At 72.6% G+C, this 24,295-nt stretch carries 14 protein-coding genes; 10 read left to right on the top strand and 4 right to left on the bottom strand.

Features of this window, described 5'->3' with window-relative positions; translation table 11 throughout:
• The first annotated feature begins 12 nt into the window (after nt 1-12).
• A complete protein-coding gene (locus ACNJ93_RS08335; protein WP_418956712.1) occupies nt 13-3,000 on the top strand; it encodes a bifunctional [glutamine synthetase] adenylyltransferase/[glutamine synthetase]-adenylyl-L-tyrosine phosphorylase in 2,988 nt (995 codons plus the stop codon).
• Between the two features lie 55 nt (nt 3,001-3,055).
• Here the strand turns inward: ACNJ93_RS08335 and ACNJ93_RS08330 are convergent, their stop codons facing one another.
• On the bottom strand, nt 3,056-3,676 hold the full coding sequence (locus tag ACNJ93_RS08330; RefSeq protein WP_418956711.1) for a TetR/AcrR family transcriptional regulator: 621 nt from the start codon (nt 3,674-3,676) through the stop codon (nt 3,056-3,058).
• Between the two features lie 104 nt (nt 3,677-3,780).
• Between ACNJ93_RS08330 and ACNJ93_RS08325 the strand changes: the two genes are divergently transcribed.
• On the top strand, nt 3,781-5,307 hold the full coding sequence (locus ACNJ93_RS08325; RefSeq protein ID WP_418956710.1) for an APC family permease: 1,527 nt from the start codon (nt 3,781-3,783) through the stop codon (nt 5,305-5,307).
• On the top strand, nt 5,253-6,821 hold the full coding sequence (locus ACNJ93_RS08320) for an amidohydrolase (protein WP_418956709.1): 1,569 nt from the start codon (nt 5,253-5,255) through the stop codon (nt 6,819-6,821). Before ACNJ93_RS08325 ends, ACNJ93_RS08320 begins: the two co-directional genes overlap by 55 nt.
• 32 nt (nt 6,822-6,853) lie before the next feature.
• Here the strand turns inward: ACNJ93_RS08320 and ACNJ93_RS08315 are convergent, their stop codons facing one another.
• From ACNJ93_RS08315 to ACNJ93_RS08305, 3 genes are all read right to left on the bottom strand, one after another.
• The gene (locus ACNJ93_RS08315) at nt 6,854-7,786 is read right to left on the bottom strand and encodes a phosphatase PAP2 family protein (RefSeq protein WP_418956708.1); all 933 of its coding nucleotides are present in this window, start codon (nt 7,784-7,786) and stop codon (nt 6,854-6,856) included.
• 103 nt (nt 7,787-7,889) lie between these two features.
• Complete coding sequence (locus ACNJ93_RS08310; protein WP_418956707.1) at nt 7,890-8,924, bottom strand: LacI family DNA-binding transcriptional regulator; 1,035 nt, start codon at nt 8,922-8,924, stop codon at nt 7,890-7,892.
• A gap of 25 nt (nt 8,925-8,949) precedes the next feature.
• Nucleotides 8,950-10,710 (bottom strand): glycoside hydrolase family 13 protein, encoded by a 1,761-nt coding sequence (locus ACNJ93_RS08305; protein ID WP_418956706.1) that lies wholly within the window; start codon nt 10,708-10,710, stop codon nt 8,950-8,952.
• Between the two features lie 346 nt (nt 10,711-11,056).
• Between ACNJ93_RS08305 and ACNJ93_RS08300 the strand changes: the two genes are divergently transcribed.
• The 7 genes from ACNJ93_RS08300 to pulA all read left to right on the top strand — a co-directional run bounded on the left by ACNJ93_RS08300 (nt 11,057) and on the right by pulA (nt 24,278).
• Complete coding sequence (locus ACNJ93_RS08300) at nt 11,057-12,334, top strand: extracellular solute-binding protein (RefSeq protein WP_418956705.1); 1,278 nt, start codon at nt 11,057-11,059, stop codon at nt 12,332-12,334.
• A 24-nt stretch (nt 12,335-12,358) separates the two neighbouring features.
• Nucleotides 12,359-13,369, top strand: a complete 1,011-nt coding sequence (locus ACNJ93_RS08295) for a carbohydrate ABC transporter permease (protein WP_418956704.1) — start codon at nt 12,359-12,361, stop codon at nt 13,367-13,369.
• 11 nt (nt 13,370-13,380) lie between these two features.
• The gene (locus tag ACNJ93_RS08290) at nt 13,381-14,232 is read left to right on the top strand and encodes a sugar ABC transporter permease (protein ID WP_418961346.1); all 852 of its coding nucleotides are present in this window, start codon (nt 13,381-13,383) and stop codon (nt 14,230-14,232) included.
• Nucleotides 14,233-14,341: 109 nt separating this feature from the next.
• Nucleotides 14,342-16,009, top strand: a complete 1,668-nt coding sequence (locus ACNJ93_RS08285) for an alpha-amylase family glycosyl hydrolase (protein ID WP_418956703.1) — start codon at nt 14,342-14,344, stop codon at nt 16,007-16,009.
• Nucleotides 15,997-17,049: a LacI family DNA-binding transcriptional regulator gene (locus ACNJ93_RS08280; protein WP_418956702.1), complete on the top strand. Its 1,053-nt coding sequence runs from the start codon at nt 15,997-15,999 to the stop codon at nt 17,047-17,049. Before ACNJ93_RS08285 ends, ACNJ93_RS08280 begins: the two co-directional genes overlap by 13 nt.
• 166 nt (nt 17,050-17,215) lie before the next feature.
• Nucleotides 17,216-18,916, top strand: coding sequence for a carbohydrate-binding module family 20 domain-containing protein (locus tag ACNJ93_RS08275; RefSeq protein WP_418956701.1), 1,701 nt, complete (start codon nt 17,216-17,218; stop codon nt 18,914-18,916).
• 82 nt (nt 18,917-18,998) lie between these two features.
• Nucleotides 18,999-24,278 carry a pullulanase-type alpha-1,6-glucosidase gene (pulA, locus tag ACNJ93_RS08270; protein WP_418956700.1) on the top strand — a complete coding sequence of 1,760 codons (5,280 nt, stop codon included), beginning with the start codon at nt 18,999-19,001 and terminating at the stop codon, nt 24,276-24,278.
• The last annotated feature ends 17 nt before the right edge of the window (nt 24,279-24,295 follow it).

Raw genomic sequence — 24,295 nt, 5'->3', positions numbered from 1 at the left:
GGGAGCGGCCAGATGACGGGACCGGGGCGCAGGAGCAGCACGTTCACCCGGCTGCTGCGGCACGGTTTCACCGACCCGTCCCGGGCCGAGGGCCTGCTCGACCTGCCCGAACTGGCCGCCCTGCGCGACGACTCCGTCCTGCTCGACGCCCTCGGCGCCACCGCCGACCCCGACCTCGCCCTGCACGGCCTGGTCCGTCTCGTCGAGGCCCAGCCCGAGGACGGGCGGCAGACCCTGACGACCACGCTGCTGTCCGCCAAGCCCTTCCGCGACCGGCTCCTCGGGGTGCTCGGCGCCTCCGAGGCGCTCGCCGACCACCTCGCCCGGCACCCCCGCGACTGGCAGGCGCTGGTCACGTACGAGGCCGCCGACCTGAACCCCGGGGTCGCCGAGTTCGAGCGGGGGCTCGCCGAGGCGGACGACCCGATCTCGCTGCGGATCGCGTACCGCCGCTGTCTGCTGGCCATCGCCGCCCGCGACGTCTGCGGCACGGCCGACGTCGCCCAGACGGCCGCCGAGCTCGCCGACCTCGCCACCGCCACCCTGCGGGCCGCGCTCGCCCTCGCCCGTACGGCCGCGCCGGACGACGCCGCGCAGTGCCGGCTCGCGGTCATCGCCATGGGCAAGTGCGGCGGCCACGAGCTCAACTACGTCTCCGACGTGGACGTGATCTTCGTGGCCGAACCGGCCGAGGGCGCCGACGAGGGCAAGGCCCTGCAGGCCGCCACCCGGCTGGCCTCGCACCTGATGCGGATCTGCTCCGAGACCACCGTCGAGGGCGTCATCTGGCCGGTCGACGCCAACCTCCGCCCCGAGGGCCGCAACGGGCCGCTGGTGCGCACCCTCAGCTCCCACCTCGCCTACTACCAGCGCTGGGCCAAGACCTGGGAGTTCCAGGCGCTGCTGAAGGCCCGCGCGGTGGCCGGCGACCCGGAGCTGGGGGAGGCGTACATCGACGCCGTCTCCCCGCTGGTCTGGCAGGCCGCCGAGCGGGAGAACTTCGTCGCCGACGTGCAGAAGATGCGCCGCCGGGTCGTCGACAACATCCCCGCCGCGCACGTCGACCGGCAGCTGAAGCTCGGACCCGGCGGCCTGCGGGACGTCGAGTTCGCCGTCCAGCTGCTGCAGCTGGTGCACGGCCGCAGCGACGCCACGCTGCGCAGCGGCACCACCCTCGACGCGCTCGGCGCGCTGGCGGCCGGCGGCTACGTGGGCCGCGCCGACGCCGCCCAGCTGGACGACGCGTACCGCTTCCTGCGGGTCATGGAGCACCGCATCCAGCTGTACCGGCTGCGCCGCACCCACCTCGTCCCCGAGGACGACGCCGATCTGCGACGCCTGGGCCGTTCCCTGGGCCTGCGCACCGACCCGGTCGCGGAGCTCGACAAGGAGTGGCGGCGGCACGCCTCGATCGTGCGCCGGCTGCACGAGAAGCTGTTCTACCGGCCGCTGCTCGACGCGGTCGCCCAGCTCGCGCCCGGCGAGATCCGGCTGAGCCCCGCCGCGGCGGGCCAGCGGCTGGAGGCCCTCGGGTACGCGGACCCCGCCGCGGCCCTGCGCCATCTGGAGGCGCTGTCCTCCGGGGTGTCGCGCAAGGCCGCCATCCAGCGGACCCTGCTGCCGGTGCTGCTGGGCTGGTTCGCCGACTCCGCCGACCCGGACGCGGGCCTGCTGGGCTTCCGCAAGGTCTCCGACGCGCTCGGCAAGACCCCGTGGTACCTGCGGCTGCTGCGCGACGAGGGCGCCGCGGCGGAGAACCTCGCCCGCGTGCTGTCGGCCGGGCGGCTCGCCCCCGACCTGCTGCTGCGCGCCCCCGAGGCGGTCGCGCTCCTCGGCGACCCCGAGGGCCTGAAGCCGCGCGGCCGGGAGCACCTGGAGCAGGAGGTGCTGGCCGCCGTCCGCCGGGCGGAGGGCGCGGAGCAGGCCGTCGCCGCCGCGCGCGGGGTGCGCCGCCGCGAGCTGTTCCGGACCGCCGCGGCCGACCTCATCGGCTCGTACGGCACCGAGGACAGCCCCCGGGAGGCCGACCCGGGCTCCCTGGTCGACCGGGTCGGCAACGCGGTCACCGACCTGAACGCGGCGACCATCGCCGGGGCGCTGCGGGCCGTGGTGCGCGACGGCTGGGGCGACGAGCTGCCCACCCGCTTCGCCGTCATCGGCATGGGCCGCTTCGGCGGCCACGAGCTGGGCTACGGCTCCGACGCGGACGTGCTGTTCGTGCACGAGCCGCGCGAGGGCGTCGACGAGCAGGAGGCCGCGCGGGCCGCCAACCGGGTCGTCGAGGAGATGCGCCGGCTGCTGCAGCTGCCCACCGCCGATCCGCCGCTGCTCATCGACGCCGATCTGCGCCCGGAGGGCAGGAGCGGCCCGCTGGTGCGCACCCTCGGCTCGTACGGGGCGTACTACCGGCGCTGGTCGCTGGTCTGGGAGGCGCAGGCGCTGCTGCGCGCCGAGCCGATGGCCGGCGACGCGGAGCTGGGCGAGCGGTTCACGGCGCTGATCGACCCGCTGCGGTACCCGGAGGAGGGCCTGGGCGAGGAGGCGGTCCGCGAGATCCGCCGGCTGAAGGCCCGGATGGAGAGCGAGCGGCTGCCGCGCGGCGCCGATCCGACCCTGCACGCCAAGCTGGGCCGGGGCGGGCTGTCGGACGTGGAGTGGACGGTGCAGCTGCTGCAGCTGCGGCACGGCCGGCGGCTGCCCGGGCTGCGCACCCCCCGCACCCGCGAGGCCCTGGCGGCGGCGCTCGCCGCGGGCCTGATCCCGGCCGACGAGGCGCAGATCCTCGACGAGGCGTGGGTGCTGGCCACCCGGGTCCGCAACGCGGTGATGCTGGTCCGCGGCCGGGCCGGCGACACGTTCCCGTCCGACGGCCGCGAACTGGCCGCGGTGGGACGGTACCTGGGGTACGGGCCGGGGCACGTCGGCGAGATGGTCGACGACTACCGGCGCATCACGCGGCGGGCCCGGGCGGTCGTGGAGGAGCTGTTCTACGGCTCGTAGACCCCGGACTGCACGGCTCGTGGACCTCACGCTGCACAGCTCGTAGGCGAACCCGTCAGGCAGCCGGGCCCGGGGCACCGGCGAGGAGGCGGCGCAGCTGGGCGACGTAGCCGGTCAGGGCCAGTTCGAAGGCCGCCTCGGTGCGCAGGTCGGCGGCCGCCAGCGCCCGTGCGAGCTGGGGCGTCTCCGCCTCGTCGGTGAGTTCCCACATGGCCTCGGGAGCGGCCATGTCCAGCGCGGAGCCGAGGACGAGGTTCTCCAGGCCGATGATCACCGGCATGACGTCCGGCAGCGCGAAGCCCGCGTCGAGCAGCAGGGCGACGGCCTGTTCGTACTGGAGCAGCACCTTCGGTGCGCGCACCGGCGAGGTGGTGAGCAGCGGGATGGCCCGCGGGTGCGCGGCGAACGCGGCCCGGTAGGAGCGGGCCCAGGCGGTCAGGGCCGCGTCCCACGGCTCCCGGCCCAGCGTCGAGGAGTCGATCGCCGCGCAGACCCGCTCGCGCACCAGCTCCACGATGCCGTCCCGGCCGTCCACATGGTGGTACACCGAGGCCGTCTGCACGCCGAGCTTGCGCGCGATCTGCGGAACGCTGAACTCGCCCTGCGCATCGACGAGTTCGAGTGCGGCGGTGGTGATGCGCCCCCGGTCGAGGAGCGGTGTGCGCGGTCGGCCCATCGATCGGTGCCCCCTGTTCAGGTCTTCCCGTGCGTCGCCTCGGAGGCTACATTGCCGCAAACCGAAAGCCTTTAGGTTTCCGCTCCGGAAGGGCTTCCCCATCCATGACCCCACCCACCCGCGACTCCGCCGAGGGGCTGAGAACCGGCACGCTCACCACCGCCGACATCTCCTTCTTCGTCGTCTCCGCCGCCGCCCCGCTCACCGTCATGGCCGGCGTCGCCCCCATCGCGATCGTCCTCGGCGGCATCGGCGCCCCCGCCGGCTACCTGCTCGCCGGACTCACCCTGGCGGTCTTCGCCGTCGGCTTCACCACCATGAGCCGGCACGTCCGCAGCGCCGGCGCGTTCTACGCGTACATCACCCGCGGCCTCGGCAAGCCCGTCGGCATCGCCGCCGCCCTGCTCGCCATGCTCGGCTACAACGGCATGGAGATCGGCGTCTACGGCCTGCTCGGCACCGCCACCGCCGACACCGCCCACTCCCTGTGGGACCTCGACGTCCCCTGGCTGCCCGTCTCGCTCGCCGGGCTGCTGCTCATCTGGTACGGCGGCTACCGCTCCATCGACTTCGGCGCCAAGCTCCTCGGCGTGCTGCTCGTCGCCGAGACCGGCATCCTCGTCCTGCTCGCCGGCGGGGTGCTGCTCGAAGGCGGCGCGGACGGCCTCTCGCTCGCCTCCTTCGCCCCCGGCAACGTGCTCGTCCCCGGCACCGCCGGCGTCCTCGCCTTCGCCTTCGCCGCCTTCACCGGCTTCGAGTCCACCGTGATCTACCGCCGCGAGGCCAAGGACCCCGACCGCACCGTCCCCCGCGCCACCTACCTCGCCGTCTGCTTCCTCGGCCTCTTCTACGCCTTCGTCGTCTGGACCGCGATCCAGGCCTTCGGCGACGCCAAGGTCGTCGAGGCCGCCGGCGACGACCCGGCCGGCCTGTTCTTCACCGCCATCACCCTCTACGTGGGCGCCTGGGCGGCCGACCTGATGCACGTCCTCATCGTCACCAGCGTCATCGCCTCCCTGCTCGCCTTCCACAACGCCATCAACCGCTACGGCCTCGCGCTCGCGGAGGAGGGCGTGCTGCCCCGCGCCTTCGGCAGGGTCCACCCCCGGCACGGCTCCCCGTACGTCGCGGGCCTCGCCCAGACCGGGCTCGGCGCGGCCGTGGTCCTCGCCTTCGCGCTGGCCGGCGCCGACCCGTACCAGCAGCTGCTGCTGTGGGTGAACACCCCCGGCATGATCGGCCTGCTCGCGCTCCAGCTGCTCGCCGCGCTCGCCGTGCCGTTCTTCTTCCGCCGGATCACCCACGAGGAAGGCGTGCTGCGCACCACGGTCGCGCCCGCCGTCGCGGTCGTGCTGCTCTCCGGGGCCATGGGGCTGGTGATCACCCACATGGACCTGTTCACCGCCGCGTCCCCGCTGGTCAACACCGTGCTCGTGGCCCTCGTCCCCGCCGTGTTCGTGCTCGGCCTGGGCCTCGCCCGGCGCCTGCGCCGCACCCGCCCCGAGGTGTACGCGCGCTTCGCCGCCGAGCCCGCCCCGCAGCAGCCGGAAACCGCAACCGAAGGAGAAGCGCCGTCGTGCCCGCACCCGACCTCGTCCTCGTCAACGCCCGCGTCCGCACCCCGGAACTGACCGGGCACACCGCCCTCGCCGTCCACGACGGACGGATCACCGCCCTCGGCGACGACACCGACGCCCGCGCCTGGGCAGGCCCCGGCACCGAGACCGTCGACCTGGGCGGCGCCACCCTCACCCCCGGCCTCACCGACGCGCACAGCCACCCCGTGTGGGGCCTGGAGATGTTCTCCGGCACCGACCTGTCCGCCGTCCGCGACCTCGACGGACTGCGGGCCGCGCTGGCCGGCGCCGAACGCCGTGCGGGCTGGGTCGTCGGCTACGCCCTCGACCACAACGTCTTCGGCGGCCGCCCCGTCCACCGCGCCCTGATCGAGGACGTCCTCGACGGCGTCCCCGCCTGCCTGCGGCTCTACGACGGCCACTCGATCCTCGCCACCGGGCCCGCCCTGGAGGCGGCCGGCATCGACGGACCGCGGAGCTTCGCCCAGCGCTCCGAGATCGTCTGCGACGCCGACGGCGTCCCGACCGGCCACCTGATCGAGCACGCCGCCATGGACCTGCTCACCGCCGTCGTGCCTGTTCCGCCGGCCGCCGAACGGCGCACCCGGCTGGTCGCGCTGCTCGCCGAGATGGCCGCCACGGGACTGGCCTCCGCGCACGTCATGGACCTGGGCGGGCACGACGTGCCCGGGCTGCTCGCCGCCGTCGAGGACGAGGGCCACCTGCCCGTACGGCTCCGGCTCGCGCCCTGGTGCATGCCCGGCGCCGACGAGACGGACCTCGACGAACTGATCGCGCTGCAGAACAGGTCCGGCCGGCTCTGGCGGGTGGCCGGGGTGAAGTTCTTCATGGACGGCACCGTCGAGGGCGGCACCGCCTGGCTGGAGCACGCCGACTGCCACGGCCAGGGCACCGACGCCTTCTGGCCCGACCCCGCCGCGTACTCCGCCGCCGTACGACGGCTGCACGCGGCCGGCGTCGGCACCGCCACGCACGCCATCGGCGACGCCGCCGTCCGGCACGTCCTCGACACCGTCGAGGCGCTCGGACCCGGCGGGCCCCGGCACCGCGTCGAGCACATCGAGACCGTCCCCGACGACCAGCTCGGCCGGTTCGCCGCGCTCGGCGTCGCCGCCTCGATGCAGCCCCCGCACACCGCGTACACCCGCGCCGACCGCGGGGACGAGTGGTCCCGGCGGCTCGGCGACGAGCGGGCCGGCCGGGCCTGGCGGCTGCGCGACCTGCGCGACGCGGGCGCGACGCTGGCCCTCGGCTCGGACTGGCCGATCGCCCACCACGACGCCCGTCAGGTCCTCGCCACGGCACGTCGGCCGTGCGGCGCGGCGTCCGCCCGCCCCGGCCTGACCGGCCTGGAGGCGCTGGAGGGCTGCACGACGCACGCCGCGTTCGCGGCGGGGGAGGAGGCCGTGGCGGGCAGGATCGCGCCCGGGTTCCGCGCCGATCTGACGGCCTTCGCCGTCGACCCGGTCGAGGCGCCCGCCGACGAGACCGCCGAGGCGCCGGTCCGGCTCACCGTGGCCGGCGGCCGCGTGACGCACCGGGGCTGAGCCCCCGCGGCGCCTGGGGGATCGCCGCGGCGCTATCTGCCAGAGCCGACGGTCTCCGGCTCGGCGTCGTCCGCCCGCACGCCCGGGCCCGTCTCCGCCTCCGCCGGCGGAGGCGGGCCGGAGCCCGGCACCGACAGCGGCTCCACCCGCGCGGGCAGCCGCTGCGGCAGCGCCCCGTACCAGAGGAACGAGACCGTGAAGCCGAAGCCCAGGCAGACCACGCCGCCGACCGCGTCCAGCCAGAAGTGGTTGGCGGTCGCCACGATGACCACGAGCGTCGCCGCCGGGTAGAGCAGCCCGAGGATCCGCGCCCACGGTGCGGAGGCCAGCAGCCAGATCATCAGCCCGCACCACAGCGACCAGCCGATGTGCATCGACGGCATCGCCGCGTACTGGTTCGACATGTGCTTGAGGTTGCCCGAGGCCATCGAGCCCCAGGTCTGGTGCACCAGCACGGTGTCGACGAAGTTCTGGCCGGTCATCAGCCGCGGGGGAGCGAGCGGGTACAGGTAGTAACCGACCAGCGCCACACCGGTGGTGGCGAACAGGACCGTGCGGGACGCCGCGTAACGGCCGGGCTGCCGACGGTAGAGCCAGACGAGCACGCCGATGGTGACGACGAAGTGCAGGGTGGCGTAGTAGTAGTTCATCGTCACGATGAGCCAGGTGACCGAGTTCGCGGCCTGGTTGACCGCTTCCTCGAAGGCGAGACCCAGCGACTCCTCCGTCCGCCAGATCCAGTCGGCGTTCTTCAGCGCCTGCGCCTTCTGCTCCGGAACGGCGTTGCGGATGAGCGAGTACGTCCAGTAACTGGCCAGGATCAGAAGGATCTCGAACCAGATCCGGGGCCGCCGCGGGGTGCGCAGCCAGGCCCGCACTCCGGCACCGGTCGGGAGGATGGGTGACGGGGGTGACAGGGGGGCCGACTCGCGGCCTGCCGTACGCTTCACGGTCGTTTCACCCATGGGAGGAGAGTCTGCCAGATTCACGCCCTACGACCGATCATCCCTCCGACGGGTGCCCGGCGCACGCGGTCCGCCCCGGAGTGGAGACGGAACCACGGTTCTATCAGGGGTTTCCCCGTTCCGGGGAGGGGGCGGAGGCAGTTGATCCACGAACCACGAGCTCGGGCATGAAGACGAACTCGCTGTGCGGGGCCGGAGTGCCGCCGACCTCCTCCAGGAGGGCCCGGACGGCGGCCTGGCCCATCGCCTGGACCGGCTGCCGGATGGTGGTCAGCGGCGGGTCCGTGAAGGCTATGAGCGGGGAGTCGTCGAAGCCGACGACCGAGACGTCCTTCGGCACCCGCAGACCCCGCTGGCGGGCCGCGCGGATCGCGCCGAGCGCCATCATGTCGCTGGCGCAGACGACGGCCGTGCAGCCCCGGTCGATCAGCGCGCTCGCCGCGGCCTGACCGCCCTCCAGGGTGTAGAGCGAGTGCTGGATCAGCTCCTCGGACTCCTCCGCGGCGAGCCCCAGCCGCTCCAGCATGCCGCGCTGGAAGCCCTCGATCTTGCGCAGCACGGGCACGAACCGCTTCGGCCCGACGGCGAGCCCGATCCGGGTGTGGCCGAGCGCGGCGAGATGCGTGACCGCCAGCTGCATCGCGGCCCGGTCGTCCGGCGAGACGAAGGGGGCCTGCACCTTGGGGGAGAAGCCGTTGATGAGCACGTACGGGACGCCCTTGCCGCGCAGCTGGTCGTAGCGCGAGGTGTCCGCGGTGGTGTCGGCGTGCAGTCCGGAGACGAAGATGATCCCGGAGACGCCCCGCTCCACCAGCATGTCGGTGAGCTCGTCCTCGGTGGACCCGCCGGGGGTCTGGGTGGCGAGGACGGGGGTGTAGCCCTGCCGGGTCAGGGCCTGCCCGATGACCTGCGCGAGCGCGGGGAAGATCGGGTTGTCCAGTTCGGGGGTTATCAGCCCGACGAGGCCCGCGCTGCGGCGGCGCAGCCGGACCGGCCGCTCGTAGCCGAGGACGTCGAGCGCGGCCAGCACGGATTCGCGGGTGGCCGCGGCCACACCGGGCTTGCCGTTGAGCACGCGGCTGACTGTGGCTTCACTGACCCCCGCCTGGGCTGCGATGTCGGCAAGCCGCGCGGTCATGGGATTGGACTGTACCGGTCGCACGTCAGATTGCCCACCACACGCAGGAATCGGCGGCAACCCGGACGAGCCGCGCGGAGGCCGGCGCACGGTCCGGCGCGTCCGTGGCGGAGGCCGGCGCCTGGCCCGGCGCGTCCGTGGCGGAGGCCCGCCGCGAGCCGCGGGCGTCCGCCGCGGGCACCGGGCCGCTGCTCAGCAGCACCCGCCGCCGCTGCGGCAGCGCCACCTCGGCCTCCCCGTCGCCCGCGTTCAGGACGACCACCACGTCGTCCCCGTCCCCGGCCGCCCGGCGGCGGAACGCCAGCACGCCCTCCGGCGCCGGCAGCCACTCCAGCTCCCCGCCGCCGGAGCCGGAACCGCCTGCCCCGCCCGCGCCGAGCGCCGGCAGCGCGCGGCGCAGCTCCAGGGCGCGGCGGTACAGCTCCAGCGTCGACGCCGGGTCGCCGCTCTGCGCCTCGACGCTCAGCTCCGCCCACCCGGCCGGCTGCGGCAGCCAGGCGCCGCCGGGCCCGAAGCCGTACGAGGGGCCCCCGCTCGTCCACGGCAGCGGCACCCGGCAGCCGTCGCGCAGCCCGTCCTGCCCGTCGCCGCGCCAGAACGCCGGGTCCTGGCGGACCTCGTCCGGCAGGTCGGCGACCTCCGGCAGGCCCAGCTCCTCGCCCTGGTACACGTACGCGGAGCCGGGCAGCGCCAGCATCAGCAGCGCCGCCGCCCGGGCCCGGGCCAGACCGCCGTACCGGGTGCGGTGGCGGACCACGTCGTGGTTGGAGAGCACCCAGGTCGTGGTCGCGCCGACCGCGCCGGTGGCCCGCAGCGAGTCGTCGATCACCCTGCGCAGCGCCGCCGCGTCCCAGGGGCAGTTCAGGAACTGGAAGTTGAACGCCTGGTGCAGCTCGTCGGGCCGTACGTACAGGGCGAGCCGCTCCGGCGTCGGCGCCCACGCCTCGGCGACCCCGATCCGGTCGGGCCCGTACGACTCCAGGAGCCGGCGCCAGCCGCGGTGGATCTCGTGGACGCCGTCCTGGTCGAAGAACGGCAGCCGCTGGGCGCCGATGAGGCGCGCCTGCCGGCCGTGCCCGATGTCGGGCAGGCCCTCGGCCTTGACCATGCCGTGGGCCACGTCGATGCGGAAGCCGTCCACCCCCAGATCCAGCCAGAAACGCAGCACCGCCTCGAAGTCGGCCCGGACCTCGGGGTGCTCCCAGTTCAGGTCCGGCTGCTCCGGCGCGAACAGGTGCAGGTACCAGGCCCCGTCGGCGACCCGGGTCCAGGCCGGGCCGCCGAAGACCGACTCCCAGTCGTTGGGCGGCTCGGCGCCGTCCGGGCCGCGGCCGGGCCGGAAGACGTAGCGGTCCCGCTCCGGGCCCGGTCCCCGCCGGGCCGCCTCGAACCAGGGGTGCCGCTCGGAGGTGTGGTTGGGCACGACGTCGACGATCACCCGCAGCCCCAGCTCGTGGGCGGCCCGGACCAGGTCGGCGGCGTCCTGGAGGTCGCCGAAGAGCGGGTCGACCGCGCGGTGGTCGGCCACGTCGTAGCCGCCGTCGGCCTGCGGGGAGGCGTAGAAGGGGGTGAGCCACACCGCGTCGACGCCGAGCCGGGCCAGGTGCGGCAGCCGCTCGCGGGCCCCGCGCAGATCGCCCACGCCGTCGCCGTCGCCGTCGGCGAAGGAGCGGACGTACACCTGGTAGATCACGGCGTCCCGCCACCACTGCGGGGGCGGGCCGGACGGCACGTCGCAAGGGCTTGCAAGCGGTGCCGGGGACGGGGAGGTGAGCTCCTGGGCCATGTGCGGTGTCCCTCTCGCGTGGTCGGATGACGAGCGCCATGACGTCCAACGAGGTCAGGGCGGTCGTGAAACGGTCCTGCAAGCTGTTGTGAAAAGCCTTTCAGAGCCCCCGAGGGGCCTGCAAGGGCGCATCGGCGCAGTCGGGGCAGGCTGTCAAGCGACCCGTCGGCAACTGTAAGGACACGCGGATGTAACGATCCGCCGCCCTTGCAGAAAGTTCTCGCAAGGTCTTTCGGCTCGTTTTCATCCCTGTTACGTTCCTGGCAACCCGGCGCGCCGCGAGGGAGCGGTCGCATGAGGCAGGTCTTGTCCCCTCTTCCCCCCGGGATCTGTTGAAGGAGTTCACATGCGGCGTGGCATAGCGGCCACCGCGCTGGTCGCGGCCCTCGGCCTGACCGTTGCGGCGTGCGGAAACGACGGCGGCCAGGACGGCGCCAAGAAGAGCTCGGGCGAGCTCTCCGGCACCGTCACCTTCTGGGACACCTCGAACGAGGCGGAGAAGGGCACGTACCAGGCACTGGCCGAGGGCTTCACCAAGCTCCACCCCAAGGTGAAGGTCAAGTACGTCAACGTGCCGTTCGGCGAGGCCAACGCCAAGTTCAAGAACGCCGCGGGCGGCAACTCCGGCGCCCCCGACGTGATGCGCACCGAGGTCGCCTGGGTCGCCGACTTCGCGAGCCTGGGCTACCTCGCCCCGCTCGACAAGACCCCGGCCATCGAGAACTCGAACGACTGGCTGCCGCAGGCCGCGGCCTCCACCAAGTTCGACGGCAAGACCTACGCGGTCCCGCAGGTCATCGACACCATGGCGCTCTTCTACAACAAGAAGATGCTCAAGGACGCCGGTGTCGCCGAGGCCCCGAAGAGCATCGAGGAGCTGAAGGCCGCCTCGGCGAAGATCAGCGCGAAGTTCCCGGGCAAGACCGGTCTGTACCTGCGCGGCGACGACCCGTACTGGTTCCTGTCCTTCCTGTACGGCGAGGGCGGCGACATGGTCGACGCCAAGAACAAGAAGGTCGTGATCAACGAGCCTTCCGGCGTCAAGGCGTACAAGACCATCAAGGACCTGGTCGACTCGAAGGCGGCGATCACCGACGCCTCCGACGGCTGGAACAACATGCAGAACGCGTTCAAGTCCGGCAAGGTCGCGATGATGCTGAACGGCCCGTGGGCCATCCAGGACTCCCGCGCCGGCTCCGAGTTCAAGGACCCGAAGAACCTCGGCATCGCCCCGGTCCCGGCCGGCAGCGTCAAGCAGGGCTCCCCGCAGGGCGGCTGGAACCTCTCCGTCTACGCCGGTTCCAAGAACCTGGACGCCTCCTACGAGTTCGCCAAGTACATGAGCTCGGCCAAGGTCCAGCAGGAGACCACCGAGAAGCTCAGCCTGCTGCCCACCCGCATCTCGGTCTACGCCCAGCCGACCGTGTCGGGCAACGAGATGGTCCAGTTCTTCAAGCCGGCCGTCGACAAGGCCGTCGAGCGCCCCTGGATCCCGCAGGGCAACTCGCTCTTCGAGCCGATCAAGCTGCAGATGGCGAACGTCCTGGGCGGCAAGACCACCCCGGAGAAGGCGGCCGCCGACACCGGTGAGGCCTACCGCAAGCTCCTCAAGGACTACAAGTAAAGAGTGAGAAGGGCTGACCGACCCATGGCTGTCGACACCAGCCAGTCGGCGGCGAAGGCCGCGGGCGCGCATCGCGCCCGCGGCCGCGGCCGCCGCACTGACAAGCACCCGGGCAGGCTGCGCCGTGCGCTGTCCACCCACTGGTACGCGTGGAGCATGATCGCCCCGGTGGTGGCCGTGATCGGCGTGATCATCGGCTATCCGCTGGTGCGCGGCGTCTACCTGTCGCTGACGAACGCCACCGAGGCGAACGTCGAGCGCACGATCGGCGTCAACCACATCCCGGCCACCTACGAGTTCGTCGGCCTCGACAACTACAAGGCCGTGCTCACCGACCAGGTCTTCTGGGACCGGCTCGGGTGGACGCTGGTGTGGACCGTGGTCTGCGTCGCCCTCTCCTTCGGCCTCGGACTCGTCCTGGCCAACATGCTCAACCGGAAGATCAAGGGCCGCGGCCTCTACCGCATGGCCCTGATCCTCCCCTGGGCCGTGCCCGCCTTCGTCTCCGTCTTCACCTGGCGGCTGCTCTTCAACGAGCGCAACGGCCTGTTCAACAAGCTCCTCGAGGGCGGCGGCATCGAGGCCATCGCCTGGCTGAACGACCCCACCTGGGCCAAGGTCTCCGTGATCGCGGTGAACGTCTGGCTCGGCGTGCCGTTCATGCTCGTCGCCGTCCTCGGCGGCCTGCAGTCCATCCCCGGCGAGCTGTACGAGGCCGCCGAGATGGACGGCGCGAGCGCCTGGCAGCGCTTCCGGCACATCACGATGCCCGGACTGCGCCCCGTCGCCTCCACGGTGATCCTGCTCAGCGCCATCTGGACCTTCAACATGTTCCCGGTGATCTTCCTGCTGACGCGGGGCGGACCGGGCGACTCCACCGAGATCCTGGTGACGTACGCGTACCGGCTCTCGTTCGTCAACAGCCCGCGCGACTTCGCGGCCTCCGCCGCCTGGGGCGTGGTGATCCTGCTGCTCCTGTCGCTGTTCGCGGTCGTCTACCGCCGCGCGCTCAAGAAGCAGGGAGACCAGTGGTGAGCAACGAGACCATGACCCCTCCGCGCAAGGTCCGGCCGCGCGGCGAGCGCTCGCCGCTGGCCTCCGTGGGCCTGCACCTGACCCTGCTGGTCGCCGCCGTCGTCGCGGTCTTCCCGCCGCTGTGGCTGGTGGTCACCTCCTTCAAGCCGAAGACGGACGCCTTCGACACCTCCCTGGTGAAGAACTTCACGCTCGGCAACTACACCCACGTCATCGGCGACACCCAGTTCCTCGCCTGGCTCGGCAACTCGCTGCTCGTCGTCGGACTGACCACCGTGATCGGCGTGTTCATCTCCGCCACCACCGGCTACGCGGTCAGCCGCTTCCGCTTCCCGGGCCTGCGCCCCCTGATGTGGATGCTGCTGATCACCCAGATGTTCCCCGTCGCGGTGCTCATCGTCCCGCTGTACAACCTGCTCGCGAGCCTCGGCCTGCTCAACCAGCCGGTCGGCCTGGTCGTCACCTACCTCACCGTCGCGGTGCCCTTCTGCGCCTGGATGATGAAGGGCTACTTCGACGGCATCCCGGCCGAGATCGACGAGGCCGGCCGGGTCGACGGGCTCAGCCCCTTCGGCACCTTCTGGCGGCTGATCATGCCCCTCGCCAAGCCGGGCCTCGCGGTCACCGCGTTCTACACGTTCATCACCGGCTGGGCCGAGGTCGCCTACGCCTCCGCGTTCATGACGGGCGAGGAGAACCTCACGCTCGCCGGCGGCCTGCAGACCTTCGTCAACCAGTACACCGCCGACTGGGGCTCGCTCACCGCCGCCGCCGTCCTGATCGCCGCCCCGGCCGCGGTCGTCTTCGGCCTCGTCCAGCGCCACCTGGTCTCCGGCCTCACCGCCGGCGCGACCAAGTCGTAGGCACCGGCGCCGCCCCCGTCCTCCTCCGTACGCATCCCGGTCCGCGCACGCCGGCCCGGCCCCTGACCCCGGGCCGGCGCAGCGCCACCCCTCACCACCCAGGGAAGACATGACCCAGCACCTCACCGCCCCCGCCGCCGCACCGACCACCGGCACGCACACGGGCTGGTGGAGAGACGCGGTGATCTACCAGGTCTATCCGCGCAGCTTCGCCGACGGGAACGGCGACGGGATGGGCGACCTGGAGGGCATCCGCAGCCGGCTGCCGTATCTCAGGGAGCTCGGTGTCGACGCCGTCTGGCTCAGCCCCTTCTACGCCTCCCCGCAGGCCGACGCCGGGTACGACGTCGCCGACTACCGTGCCATCGACCCGATGTTCGGCACGCTGCTCGACGCCGACGCGCTGATCCGCGAGGCGCACGAGCTGGGCCTGCGGATCATCGTCGACCTGGTGCCCAACCACTCGTCCGACCGGCACGAGTGGTTCCAGCGCGCCCTGCGCGAGGGCCCCGGCTCCCCGCTGCGCGAGCGCTACCACTTCCGGCCCGGCAAGGGCGAGAACGGCGAACTGCCGCCCAACGACTGGGAGTCCATCTTCGGCGGCCCGGCCTGGACCCGCGTCGAGGAGCCGGACGGCACCCCCGGCGAGTGGTACCTGCACCTGTTCGCCCCGGAGCAGCCGGACTTCAACTGGGAGCACCCCGCCGTCCGCGACGAGTTCCGCTCCATCCTGCGCTTCTGGCTCGACATGGGCGTCGACGGCTTCCGCGTCGACGTCGCCCACGGCCTGGTCAAGGCCGAGGGCCTGCCCGACATCGGCAGCCACGACCAGCTCAAGCTGCTCGGCAACGACGTGATGCCGTTCTTCGACCAGGACGGCGTGCACGAGATCTACCGCTCCTGGCGGCAGATCCTCGCCGAGTACGACGGCGACCGGATCCTCGTCGCCGAGGCGTGGACCCCGACCGTCGAGCGCACCGCCAACTACGTGCGCCCCGACGAGATGCACCAGGCGTTCAACTTCCAGTACCTGGGCACCCATTGGGACGCCGAGGAGCTGCGGACCGTCATCGACGCCTCGCTGGCCGCGATGCGGCCGGTCGGCGCGCCCACCACCTGGGTGCTGTCCAACCACGACGTCACCCGGCACGCCACCCGGTTCGCCAACCCGGCCGGGCTCGGCACCCAGCTGCGCACCGCCGGCGACCGCGCGCTCGGTCTGCGCCGGGCGCGGGCCGCGACGCTGCTGATGCTGGCGCTGCCCGGCTCCGCGTACGTGTACCAGGGCGAGGAGCTCGGCCTGCCGGACGTCACGGACCTGCCCGACGAGGTCCGCCAGGACCCGTCGTTCTTCCGGGCCACCGGCCAGGACGGCTTCCGCGACGGCTGCCGGGTGCCGATCCCGTGGACCGCCGAGGGCTCCTCGTACGGCTTCGGCGATGGCGGCTCCTGGCTGCCGCAGCCGGACACCTGGGGCGGCCTGAGCGTCGAGGCGCAGACCGGCGACCCCGGCTCCACGCTGGAGCTGTACCGCAGCGCGCTCGCCGTGCGGCGCGCGCAGCCCGGACTCGGTGCGGGCGACTCCGTCGAGTGGCTGGACGCCCCGGAGGGCGTGCTGGCCTTCCGCCGCGACGGTTTCGTCTGCACCGCCAACACCACCGGTCGGGCGATCACCGTCCCGCTGCCCGGCCGGTTCCTTCTCTCCAACGAGGAGATCCGGATCGTCGACGGCTCGGCGGAAGTGCCGGCCGACACCACCGTCTGGTGGGCGGTGTGACGATCCCCCTGCCGCGGGGCGCCGGAGGGGGCGCCCCGCGGCTCGCGGACCTCGCGGCACAGTCGGGCGTCAGCGAGGCCACGGTCAGCCGCGTCCTCAACGGCAAGGCGGGCGTCGCCGACGCGACCCGGCACAAGGTGCTGGCGGCGCTCGACGTGCTGGGCTACGAGCGTCCGGTACGGCTGCGCCGGCGCAGCGCCGGGCTGATCGGCCTGGTGGTCCCCGAGCTGACCAACCCGATCTTCCCGGCGTTCGCGCAGGTCGTGGAGCAGGTGCTCGCCGGGCACGGCTACACGCCGGTGCTGTGCACGCAGATGCCCGGCGGCGCGACGGAGGACGAGCTGGTCGAGCAGCTCGTGGAGCGCGGGGTGGCGGGCATCGTCTTCCTGTCCGGGCTGCACGCGGACGCCACCGCGGACCCGGCCCGGTACGCCGAACTGGCCGGCCGGGGCGTGCCGTTCGTCCTCATCAACGGCTTCAACGAGCGCATCGACGCCAACTTTGTCTCGCCGGACGACCGTTCGGCGGCCCGGATGGCCGTGCAGCACCTGGCGGACCTGGGCCACGAGCGGATCGGGCTGGCCATCGGGCCGACCCGGTACACGCCGTCGCGGCGCAAGGCGGAGGGCTTCACGGCCGCGCTGCACGCGCTGCTCGGCATGGAGCGGGAGGCGGCCGAGGCGTACGTCCGGCCCACGCTGTTCGGCGTGGAGGGCGGGCACGCCGCCGCCGATCTGCTGCTGGACCAGGGCTGCACGGGCATCGTCTGCGGTTCGGACCTGATGGCGCTGGGCGCGATCCGCGCGGTGCGGGCCCGCGGGCTCGACGTGCCGGGGGACGTGTCGGTGGTCGGCTTCGACGACTCGCCGCTGATCGCCTTCACCGACCCGCCGCTGACGACCGTGCGCCAGCCGGTGCAGGCGATGGCGACGGCGGCGGTGGGCACCCTGATCGAGGAGATCGAGGGCAACCCGGTGCAGCGCACCGAGTTCGTCTTCCAGCCGGAGCTGGTCGTGCGGGGCTCCACAGCCGGTGCGTGACTGCAGCAAGGGCCCGTCCTTTCGGACGGGCCCTTGCTGCAAGAAGTTACATCGAGGGGTCCAGAGGGTTGACCGCCCGTCACGGCCGTCCTACGGTCACGGCTGAAAACAGTTGCTGAGGCTTTCGGCAACTTCTTGCGACACCGATGTCGTCGGGAGGATCCCCATGGCCAGAAGGACCGTGGCCGCTGCACTCGCCCTCGTGGCGGGAGCCGCTGTGGCCGTCACGGCGCCCCCCACCCCCGCGCAGGCCAGCCCGCCCGGGGAGAAGGACGTCACCGCGGTGATGTTCGAGTGGAAGTTCGCCTCCGTGGCGAAGGCGTGCACCGAGCAGCTCGGCCCCGCGGGTTACGGATACGTCCAGGTCTCCCCGCCCCAGGAGCGCATCCAGGGCACCACCTGGTGGACCGCGTACCAGCCCGTCAGCTACAAGATCGCCGGCCCGCTGGGCGACCGGGCGGCGTTCAAGAGCATGATCGACACCTGTCACGCGGCCGGCGTGAAGGTCGTCGCCGACTCCGTCATCAACCACATGGCCAACGCCTCGGGCACGGGAACGGGCGGGACCTCGTTCTCCAAGTACGCCTACCCGGGCCTGTACTCCGGCGCCGACATGGACGACTGCCGCGCCACGATCGGCGGCTACACCAACCGCGCCGAGGTCCAGAACTGCGAACTGGTCGGCCTGCCGGACCTGGACACCGGCGAGGACTGGGTCCGCGGCCGGATCGCCGCCTACCTCAACGACCTGCTGTCGCTGGGCGTCGACGGCTTCCGCATCGACGCCGCCAAGCACATGCCGGCGGCCGACCTCGCGAACATCAAGTCCCGTCTGACGAATCCTTCCGTCTACTGGAAGCAGGAGGCGATACACGGCGCCGGCGAGGCGGTCTCCCCGAGCGAGTACCTCGGCAACGGCGACGTGCAGGAGTTCCGCTACGCGCGGGACCTCAAGCGGGTCTTCGAGTCCGAGAACCTCGCCTACCTGAAGAACTTCGGCGAGGCCTGGGGCTACATGGCCTCGGGCCAGTCCGGCGTCTTCGTCGACAACCACGACACCGAGCGGGTCGGCGACACCCTGAACTACAAGTCGGGCGCCAACTACACGCTCGCCTCGGTCTTCATGCTGGCCTGGCCCTACGGCGCGCCCGACGTCCACTCGGGCTACGAGTGGACCGACAAGGACGCCGGAGCACCCAACGGCGGCCAGGTGAACGCCTGTTACGCCGACGGCTGGAAGTGCCAGCACGCCTGGCGCGAGATCGCCTCCATGGTCGCCTTCCGCAACACGGCGCGCGGCCAAGGCGTGACGAACTGGTGGGACAACGGCAACGACGCCATCGCGTTCGGCCGGGGCGCGAAGGCGTACGTGGCGATCAACCACGAGCCCTCGTCGCTGACCCGCACCTTCCAGACCTCCCTGCCGGCCGGCACGTACTGCGACGTCCAGTCGAACCGCGCGGTCACGGTGAACGGCTCCGGCCAGTTCACGGCGACCCTGCCGGCCAACACGGCCGTGGCCCTGCACGTCAACGCCACCAGCTGCGGCGGCGGCACCACCCAGCCGCCCGCGAGCACCGGCGCGTCCTTCAACGTCACGGCCACGACGGTGACCGGCCAGAACATCTACGTCACCGGCAACCGCCCCGAACTCGGCTCCTGGGCGCCCGGTTCCGCCCTCAAGCTCGACCCGGCCGCCTACCCGGTCTGGAAGCTCGCCGTGAACCTGCCCGCCGGCACCGCCTTCGAGTACAAGTACCTCCGCAAGGACGCGGCCGGCAACGTGACCTGGGAGTCCGGCGCCAACCGCGCCGCGACCGTCCCCGCCTCGGGCCAGGTCGTCCTGAACGACACCTTCCGCACCTGACGCCACCCCCTGCCAGGGCCGCCCCCGCACGGGGGCGGCCCTGCGACCCGTACCCCCGTCCTCCTGCCAGGGAGCAGCCTCCGTGACACCCAAGAGAACGGCGGCGGCCGTCGCCGTCGCCCTGTGCGCGGCCCTCGTACCGGCCCTGCCCGTCGCCGCCGCGACGACGCCCCCGCCCCCGCCCTCCGACCGGGCGCTGGCCGCCGCGCCCGCGCGCCACGACCTCACCCGCGAGCAGTTCTACTTCGTGCTGCCCGACCGGTTCGCCGACGGGGACGCCTCCAACGACCGCGGCGGGCTCGGCGGCGACCGGCTCGCCCACGGCTACGACCCCACCGACAAGGGCTTCTACCAGGGCGGCGACCTCAAGGGCCTCACCGAGAAGCTGGACTACATCAAGGGCCTCGGCACCACCGCCATCTGGATGGCGCCGATCTTCAAGAACCGGCCCGTCCAGGGCACCGGCAAGGACGCCTCGGCGGGCTACCACGGCTACTGGATCACCGACTTCACCCAGGTCGACCCGCACTTCGGCACCAACGACGACCTGAAGAAGCTGATCGCCGCCGCCCACGCCAAGGGCATGAAGGTCTTCTTCGACGTCATCACCAACCACACCGCCGACACCGTCGACTACGCCGAGAAGAAGTACGGCTACCGCCCCAAGGGCGCCCACCCGTACCTCGACACCACCGGCCGGCCGTTCGACGACCGCCAGGGCATGAAGCGCGTCGACCGGGACTCGTTCCCGTACACGCCCACCACCACCGGCGGCAAGGTCCCCGCCTGGCTCAACGACCCGACGATGTACCACAACCGCGGCGACTCCACCTGGGCCGGCGAGTCCGCCGAGTACGGCGACTTCGTCGGGCTCGACGACCTGTGGACCGAGCGCCCCGAGGTCGTCGAGGGCATGAAGCGGATCTACCAGACCTGGGTCCGCGACTTCGACATCGACGGCTTCCGCATCGACACCGTCAAGCACGTCGACCTCGACTTCTGGACCCAGTGGGCCACCGCCCTCGACGCCTACGCCAAGAAGCAGGGCCGCGAGGACTTCTTCATGTTCGGCGAGGTGTACTCCGCCGACCCCGCCGTCACCGCCCCCTACGTGACCCGCGGCCGGCTCGACGCCACCCTCGACTTCCCCTTCCAGGACGCCGCCCGCGCCTTCGCCTCCCAGGGCGCCGGCGCCGACAAGCTCGCCAAGGTGTTCGCCGAGGACCACCGGTACACCACCGACAAGGCCAACGCCTACGAGCAGGTCACCTTCCTCGGCAACCACGACATGGGCCGCTTCGGCGCGTTCCTGAAGCAGGACAACCCCGGCGCCTCCGACGCCGAACTCCTCGACCGCGCCCGGCTCGCCAACGAGCTGATGTTCCTCTCCCGCGGCAACCCGGTCGTCTACTACGGCGACGAGCAGGGCTTCACCGGCCCCGGCGGCGACAAGGACGCCCGCCAGACGCTCTTCGCCTCGAAGACCGCCGACTACCTCGACGACGACCTCATCGGCACCGAGCGCACCCACGCCGCCGACTCCTACGACACCGCCCACCCGATCTACCGGTCGGTCGCCGCGCTGTCCCGTCTCACCAAGGCGCACCCCGCCCTGCGCGACGGCGTCCAGCAGCAGCGGTACGCCGAGGGCTCCGTGTACGCCTTCTCCCGCACGGACCTGAAGGCCCGCACCGAGTACGCCGTCGCCACCAACAGCGCGACCACGGCCAGGACCGTCACCTTCCCCGTCGACTCGGCCGGCTTCCAGTACCTGTACGGGAGCCGGGGCGCCGTCCGCGCCGAGGACGGCAAGGTCACCGTCACCGTCCCCGCCCTGTCCTCCGTCGTCCTCAAGGCCGACCGGCCGCTGCCGGCCCCGGCGACGGCGCCCTCGATCGAGCTGAGCGCCGGCCCCGGCGGAGTCGTCACCGCGGACGTCAGCGGCGGCGGCCTGAACCGGGTCGTGTTCGCCGCCCAGCAGGGCGACGCGCCCTGGCAGGTGCTCGGCAGCGCCGACCACGCGCCGTACAAGGTCACCCACCACATCACCGCCCCCGCCGGAACCCCCGTGCGGTACAAGGCCGTCGTCGTCGACTCCGCCGGCCGCACCGCGAGCGCCCGCGCCGCGACGACCGCCCCCGCGCTCCCGCCCGCCGAGAAGCCCGTGGCCGTGCAGCGGCCCTACGCCGTCGTCCACTACCAGCGGCCCGCCGGCGACTACGACGGCTGGAAGCTCAAGGCCGACGGCCACGAGGCGGCGTTCACCGGACGCGACGCGTACGGCGCGTTCGCCTGGGTGCCCGTCGCCGAGGGCGCGTCGAGCGTTGCGTACACCGTCGAGAAGGACGGCGCCGCCGACGGACCCCGGCGAAGCATCAGCCTCGGCCGCACCGGCCAGGTCTGGATCACGCAGGGCTCCGACGGCCAGGCCGACACCGCGCCCGACGGCGCCTACCCGCCGCAGGACAAGGGCAAGGCCGTCCTCCACTACCACCGCCCCGACGGCGACTACGACGGGTGGGGCCTGCACCTGTGGACCGGCGCGGCCCAGCCGACCGACTGGTCCAAGCCGCTCATGCCGGTCCGCACCGACGCCTACGGCGCGGTCTTCGAGGTCCCGCTCGCCGAGGGCGCGCGCTCGCTGTCGTACATCGTGCACAAGGGCGACCAGAAGGACCTGCCCACCGACCAGTCCCTCGACCTGGCCACCTACGGCAACGAGGTCTGGATGCTCGCCGGCAAGCCGGCCTACCTCCTCCCGCAGACCGGCGGCGCCCCCACCCTCGACCTCGGCAAGGCCGAGGCGCAGTGGATCGACCGGAACACCGTCGTGTGGAAGGTCAAGGCGACCGAGTCCACCAGCCAGCAGCTCGTGTACGCCGCCGACGGCGGCATCACCGTCACCGACGGCGCGCTCAGCGACGAGGGCCGCTGGCTCCGGCTGAACCCCGGCTCCCTCACCGACGCCCAGAAGGCGAGGTTCCCGCACCTCAAGGAGTACCCCGCCTTCACCGTCGACCCGCGCGACGCCGACCGGGTCCGCGCCTCCCTGCGCGGCCAGCTGATCGCCACCCAGCGCGCCGCCAACGGCGCCCTGCTCGCCGCGACCGGCGTGCAGACCGCCGGCGTCCTCGACGACCTGTACGCGGCGAAGGCCACGAAGGCCGCCCTCGGACCGGTCTTCCGCGCCGGCCGCCCGACCCTGTCCCTGTGGGCGCCGACCGCGCGGTCCGTGGCCCTGGAGCTCGACGGCCGCACCGTGCCCATGCGGCGCGACGAGGCGAGCGGCGTCTGGTCGGTGACCGGACCGGCGAGCTGGCGGGGCAAGCCGTACCGGTACGCCGTGAAGGTCTGGGCGCCCAGTGTGCAGAAGCTCGTCACCAACAAGGTCACCGACCCGTACTCCACGGCCCTGACCACCGACTCCGCCCGCAGCCTGGTCGTCGACCTCGCCGACCCGAAGCTGGCCCCGGCCGGCTGGCGGACGCTGCGCAAGCCGGCCGCCGTGCCGCTGCGCGACGCGCAGATCCAGGAACTGCACGTCCGCGACTTCTCGATCGCGGACCCGACCGCCCGCCCCGAACATCGCGGCACCTACCTGGCGTTCACCGACTCCGGCAGCAAGGGCTCGCGGCACCTGAAGGCCCTCGCCGCCTCCGGCACCTCCTACGTGCACCTGCTGCCCGCCTTCGACATCGGGACCATCCCCGAGAAGAAGTCCGAGCAGGCCACGCCCGCCTGTGACCTGACGGCGTACGCCCCCGACTCCGACGAGCAGCAGGCGTGCGTGGCCGCCGCCGCGGCCGAGGACGCGTACAACTGGGGCTACGACCCGCTGCACTACACCGTGCCGGAGGGCTCGTACGCCACCGACCCCGAGGGCACGAAGCGCACCGTCGAGTTCCGGAAGATGGTCCAGTCCCTCAACGGCAACGGCCTGCGCACCGTCATGGACGTGGTCTACAACCACACCGTCGCCGCCGGGCAGTCCGACAAGTCCGTGCTCGACAGGATCGTGCCCGGCTACTACCAGCGGCTCCAGGCCGACGGCTCCGTCGCCACCTCCACCTGCTGCGCCAACACCGCGCCCGAGAACGCCATGATGGGCAAGCTCGTCGTCGACTCCGTCGTCACCTGGGCGAAGCAGTACAAGGTCGACGGCTTCCGCTTCGACCTCATGGGCCACCACCCGAAGGAGAACATCCTCGCCGTCCGCAAGGCCCTCGACGCCCTGACCGTCGAGAAGGACGGCGTCGACGGCAAGGCGATCGTCCTGTACGGCGAGGGCTGGAACTTCGGCGAGATCGCCGACGACGCCCGCTTCGTCCAGGCCACGCAGAAGAACATGGCCGGGACCGGCGTCGCCACCTTCTCCGACCGGGCCCGCGACGCCGTGCGCGGCGGCGGCCCCTTCGACGAGGACCCGGGCGTCCAGGGCTTCGCCTCCGGCCTGTTCACCGACCCGAACACGTCCGAGGCCAACGGCACCCCCGAGCAGCAGAAGGCCCGTCTCCTGCACTACCAGGACCTGATCAAGGTCGGCCTGTCCGGCAACCTCGCCTCGTACACCTTCACCGACACCTCCGGGCGCACGGTCAAGGGCTCCGAGGTCGACTACAACGGCGCCCCGGCCGGCTACGCCGCCGCGCCCGGCGACGCCCTCGCGTACGCCGACGCGCACGACAACGAGACCCTGTACGACGCGCTCGCCTTCAAGCTCCCGGCCGGCACCTCACCGGCCGACCGGGCGCGGATGCAGGTCCTCGCCATGGCGACGGCGACCCTCTCGCAGGGCCCGGCGCTGTCCCAGGCGGGCTCGGACCTGCTGCGCTCCAAGTCCCTGGACCGCAACTCCTACGACAGCGGCGACTGGTTCAACGCGATCCACTGGGACTGCCGGGCCGGCAACGGCTTCGGCCGCGGACTGCCGCCGGCCGCCGACAACAAGGCCAAGTGGGGCTTCGGCAAGCCGCTGCTGGCGAACCCGAACCTGACGGTCGGCTGCGCCGAGATCGACGGCGCCTCCGCCGCCTACCGGGACCTGCAGAAGATCCGCAGCACCGAGCCGGTGTTCTCGCTGCCGACCGCCGAGAAGGTGCAGGACGCGCTGTCCTTCCCGCTCTCCGGCAAGGAGGAGACCCCCGGCGTGATCACCATGCGCCTGGGCGACCTGGTCGTGGTCCTCAACGCCACGCCCGACCGGCAGACCCAGCGCGTCGCGGCCCTGGCCGGCAAGGGCTACGCCCTGCACCCGGTGCAGGCGTCCGGCGCGGACGCGACGGTGAAGTCCGCCTCGTACGAGGCCGGTTCGGGCACCTTCACGGTCCCGGCCCGGACGGTCGCGGTCTTCACCGCCCGCTGACCCGTCCCGCACACCCC

This window comes from Streptomyces tritici, assembly GCF_048500665.1.
Classification (GTDB): Bacteria; Actinomycetota; Actinomycetes; order Streptomycetales; family Streptomycetaceae; genus Streptomyces; species Streptomyces tritici.
This window is presented reverse-complemented; position numbering and strand designations above follow the sequence as displayed.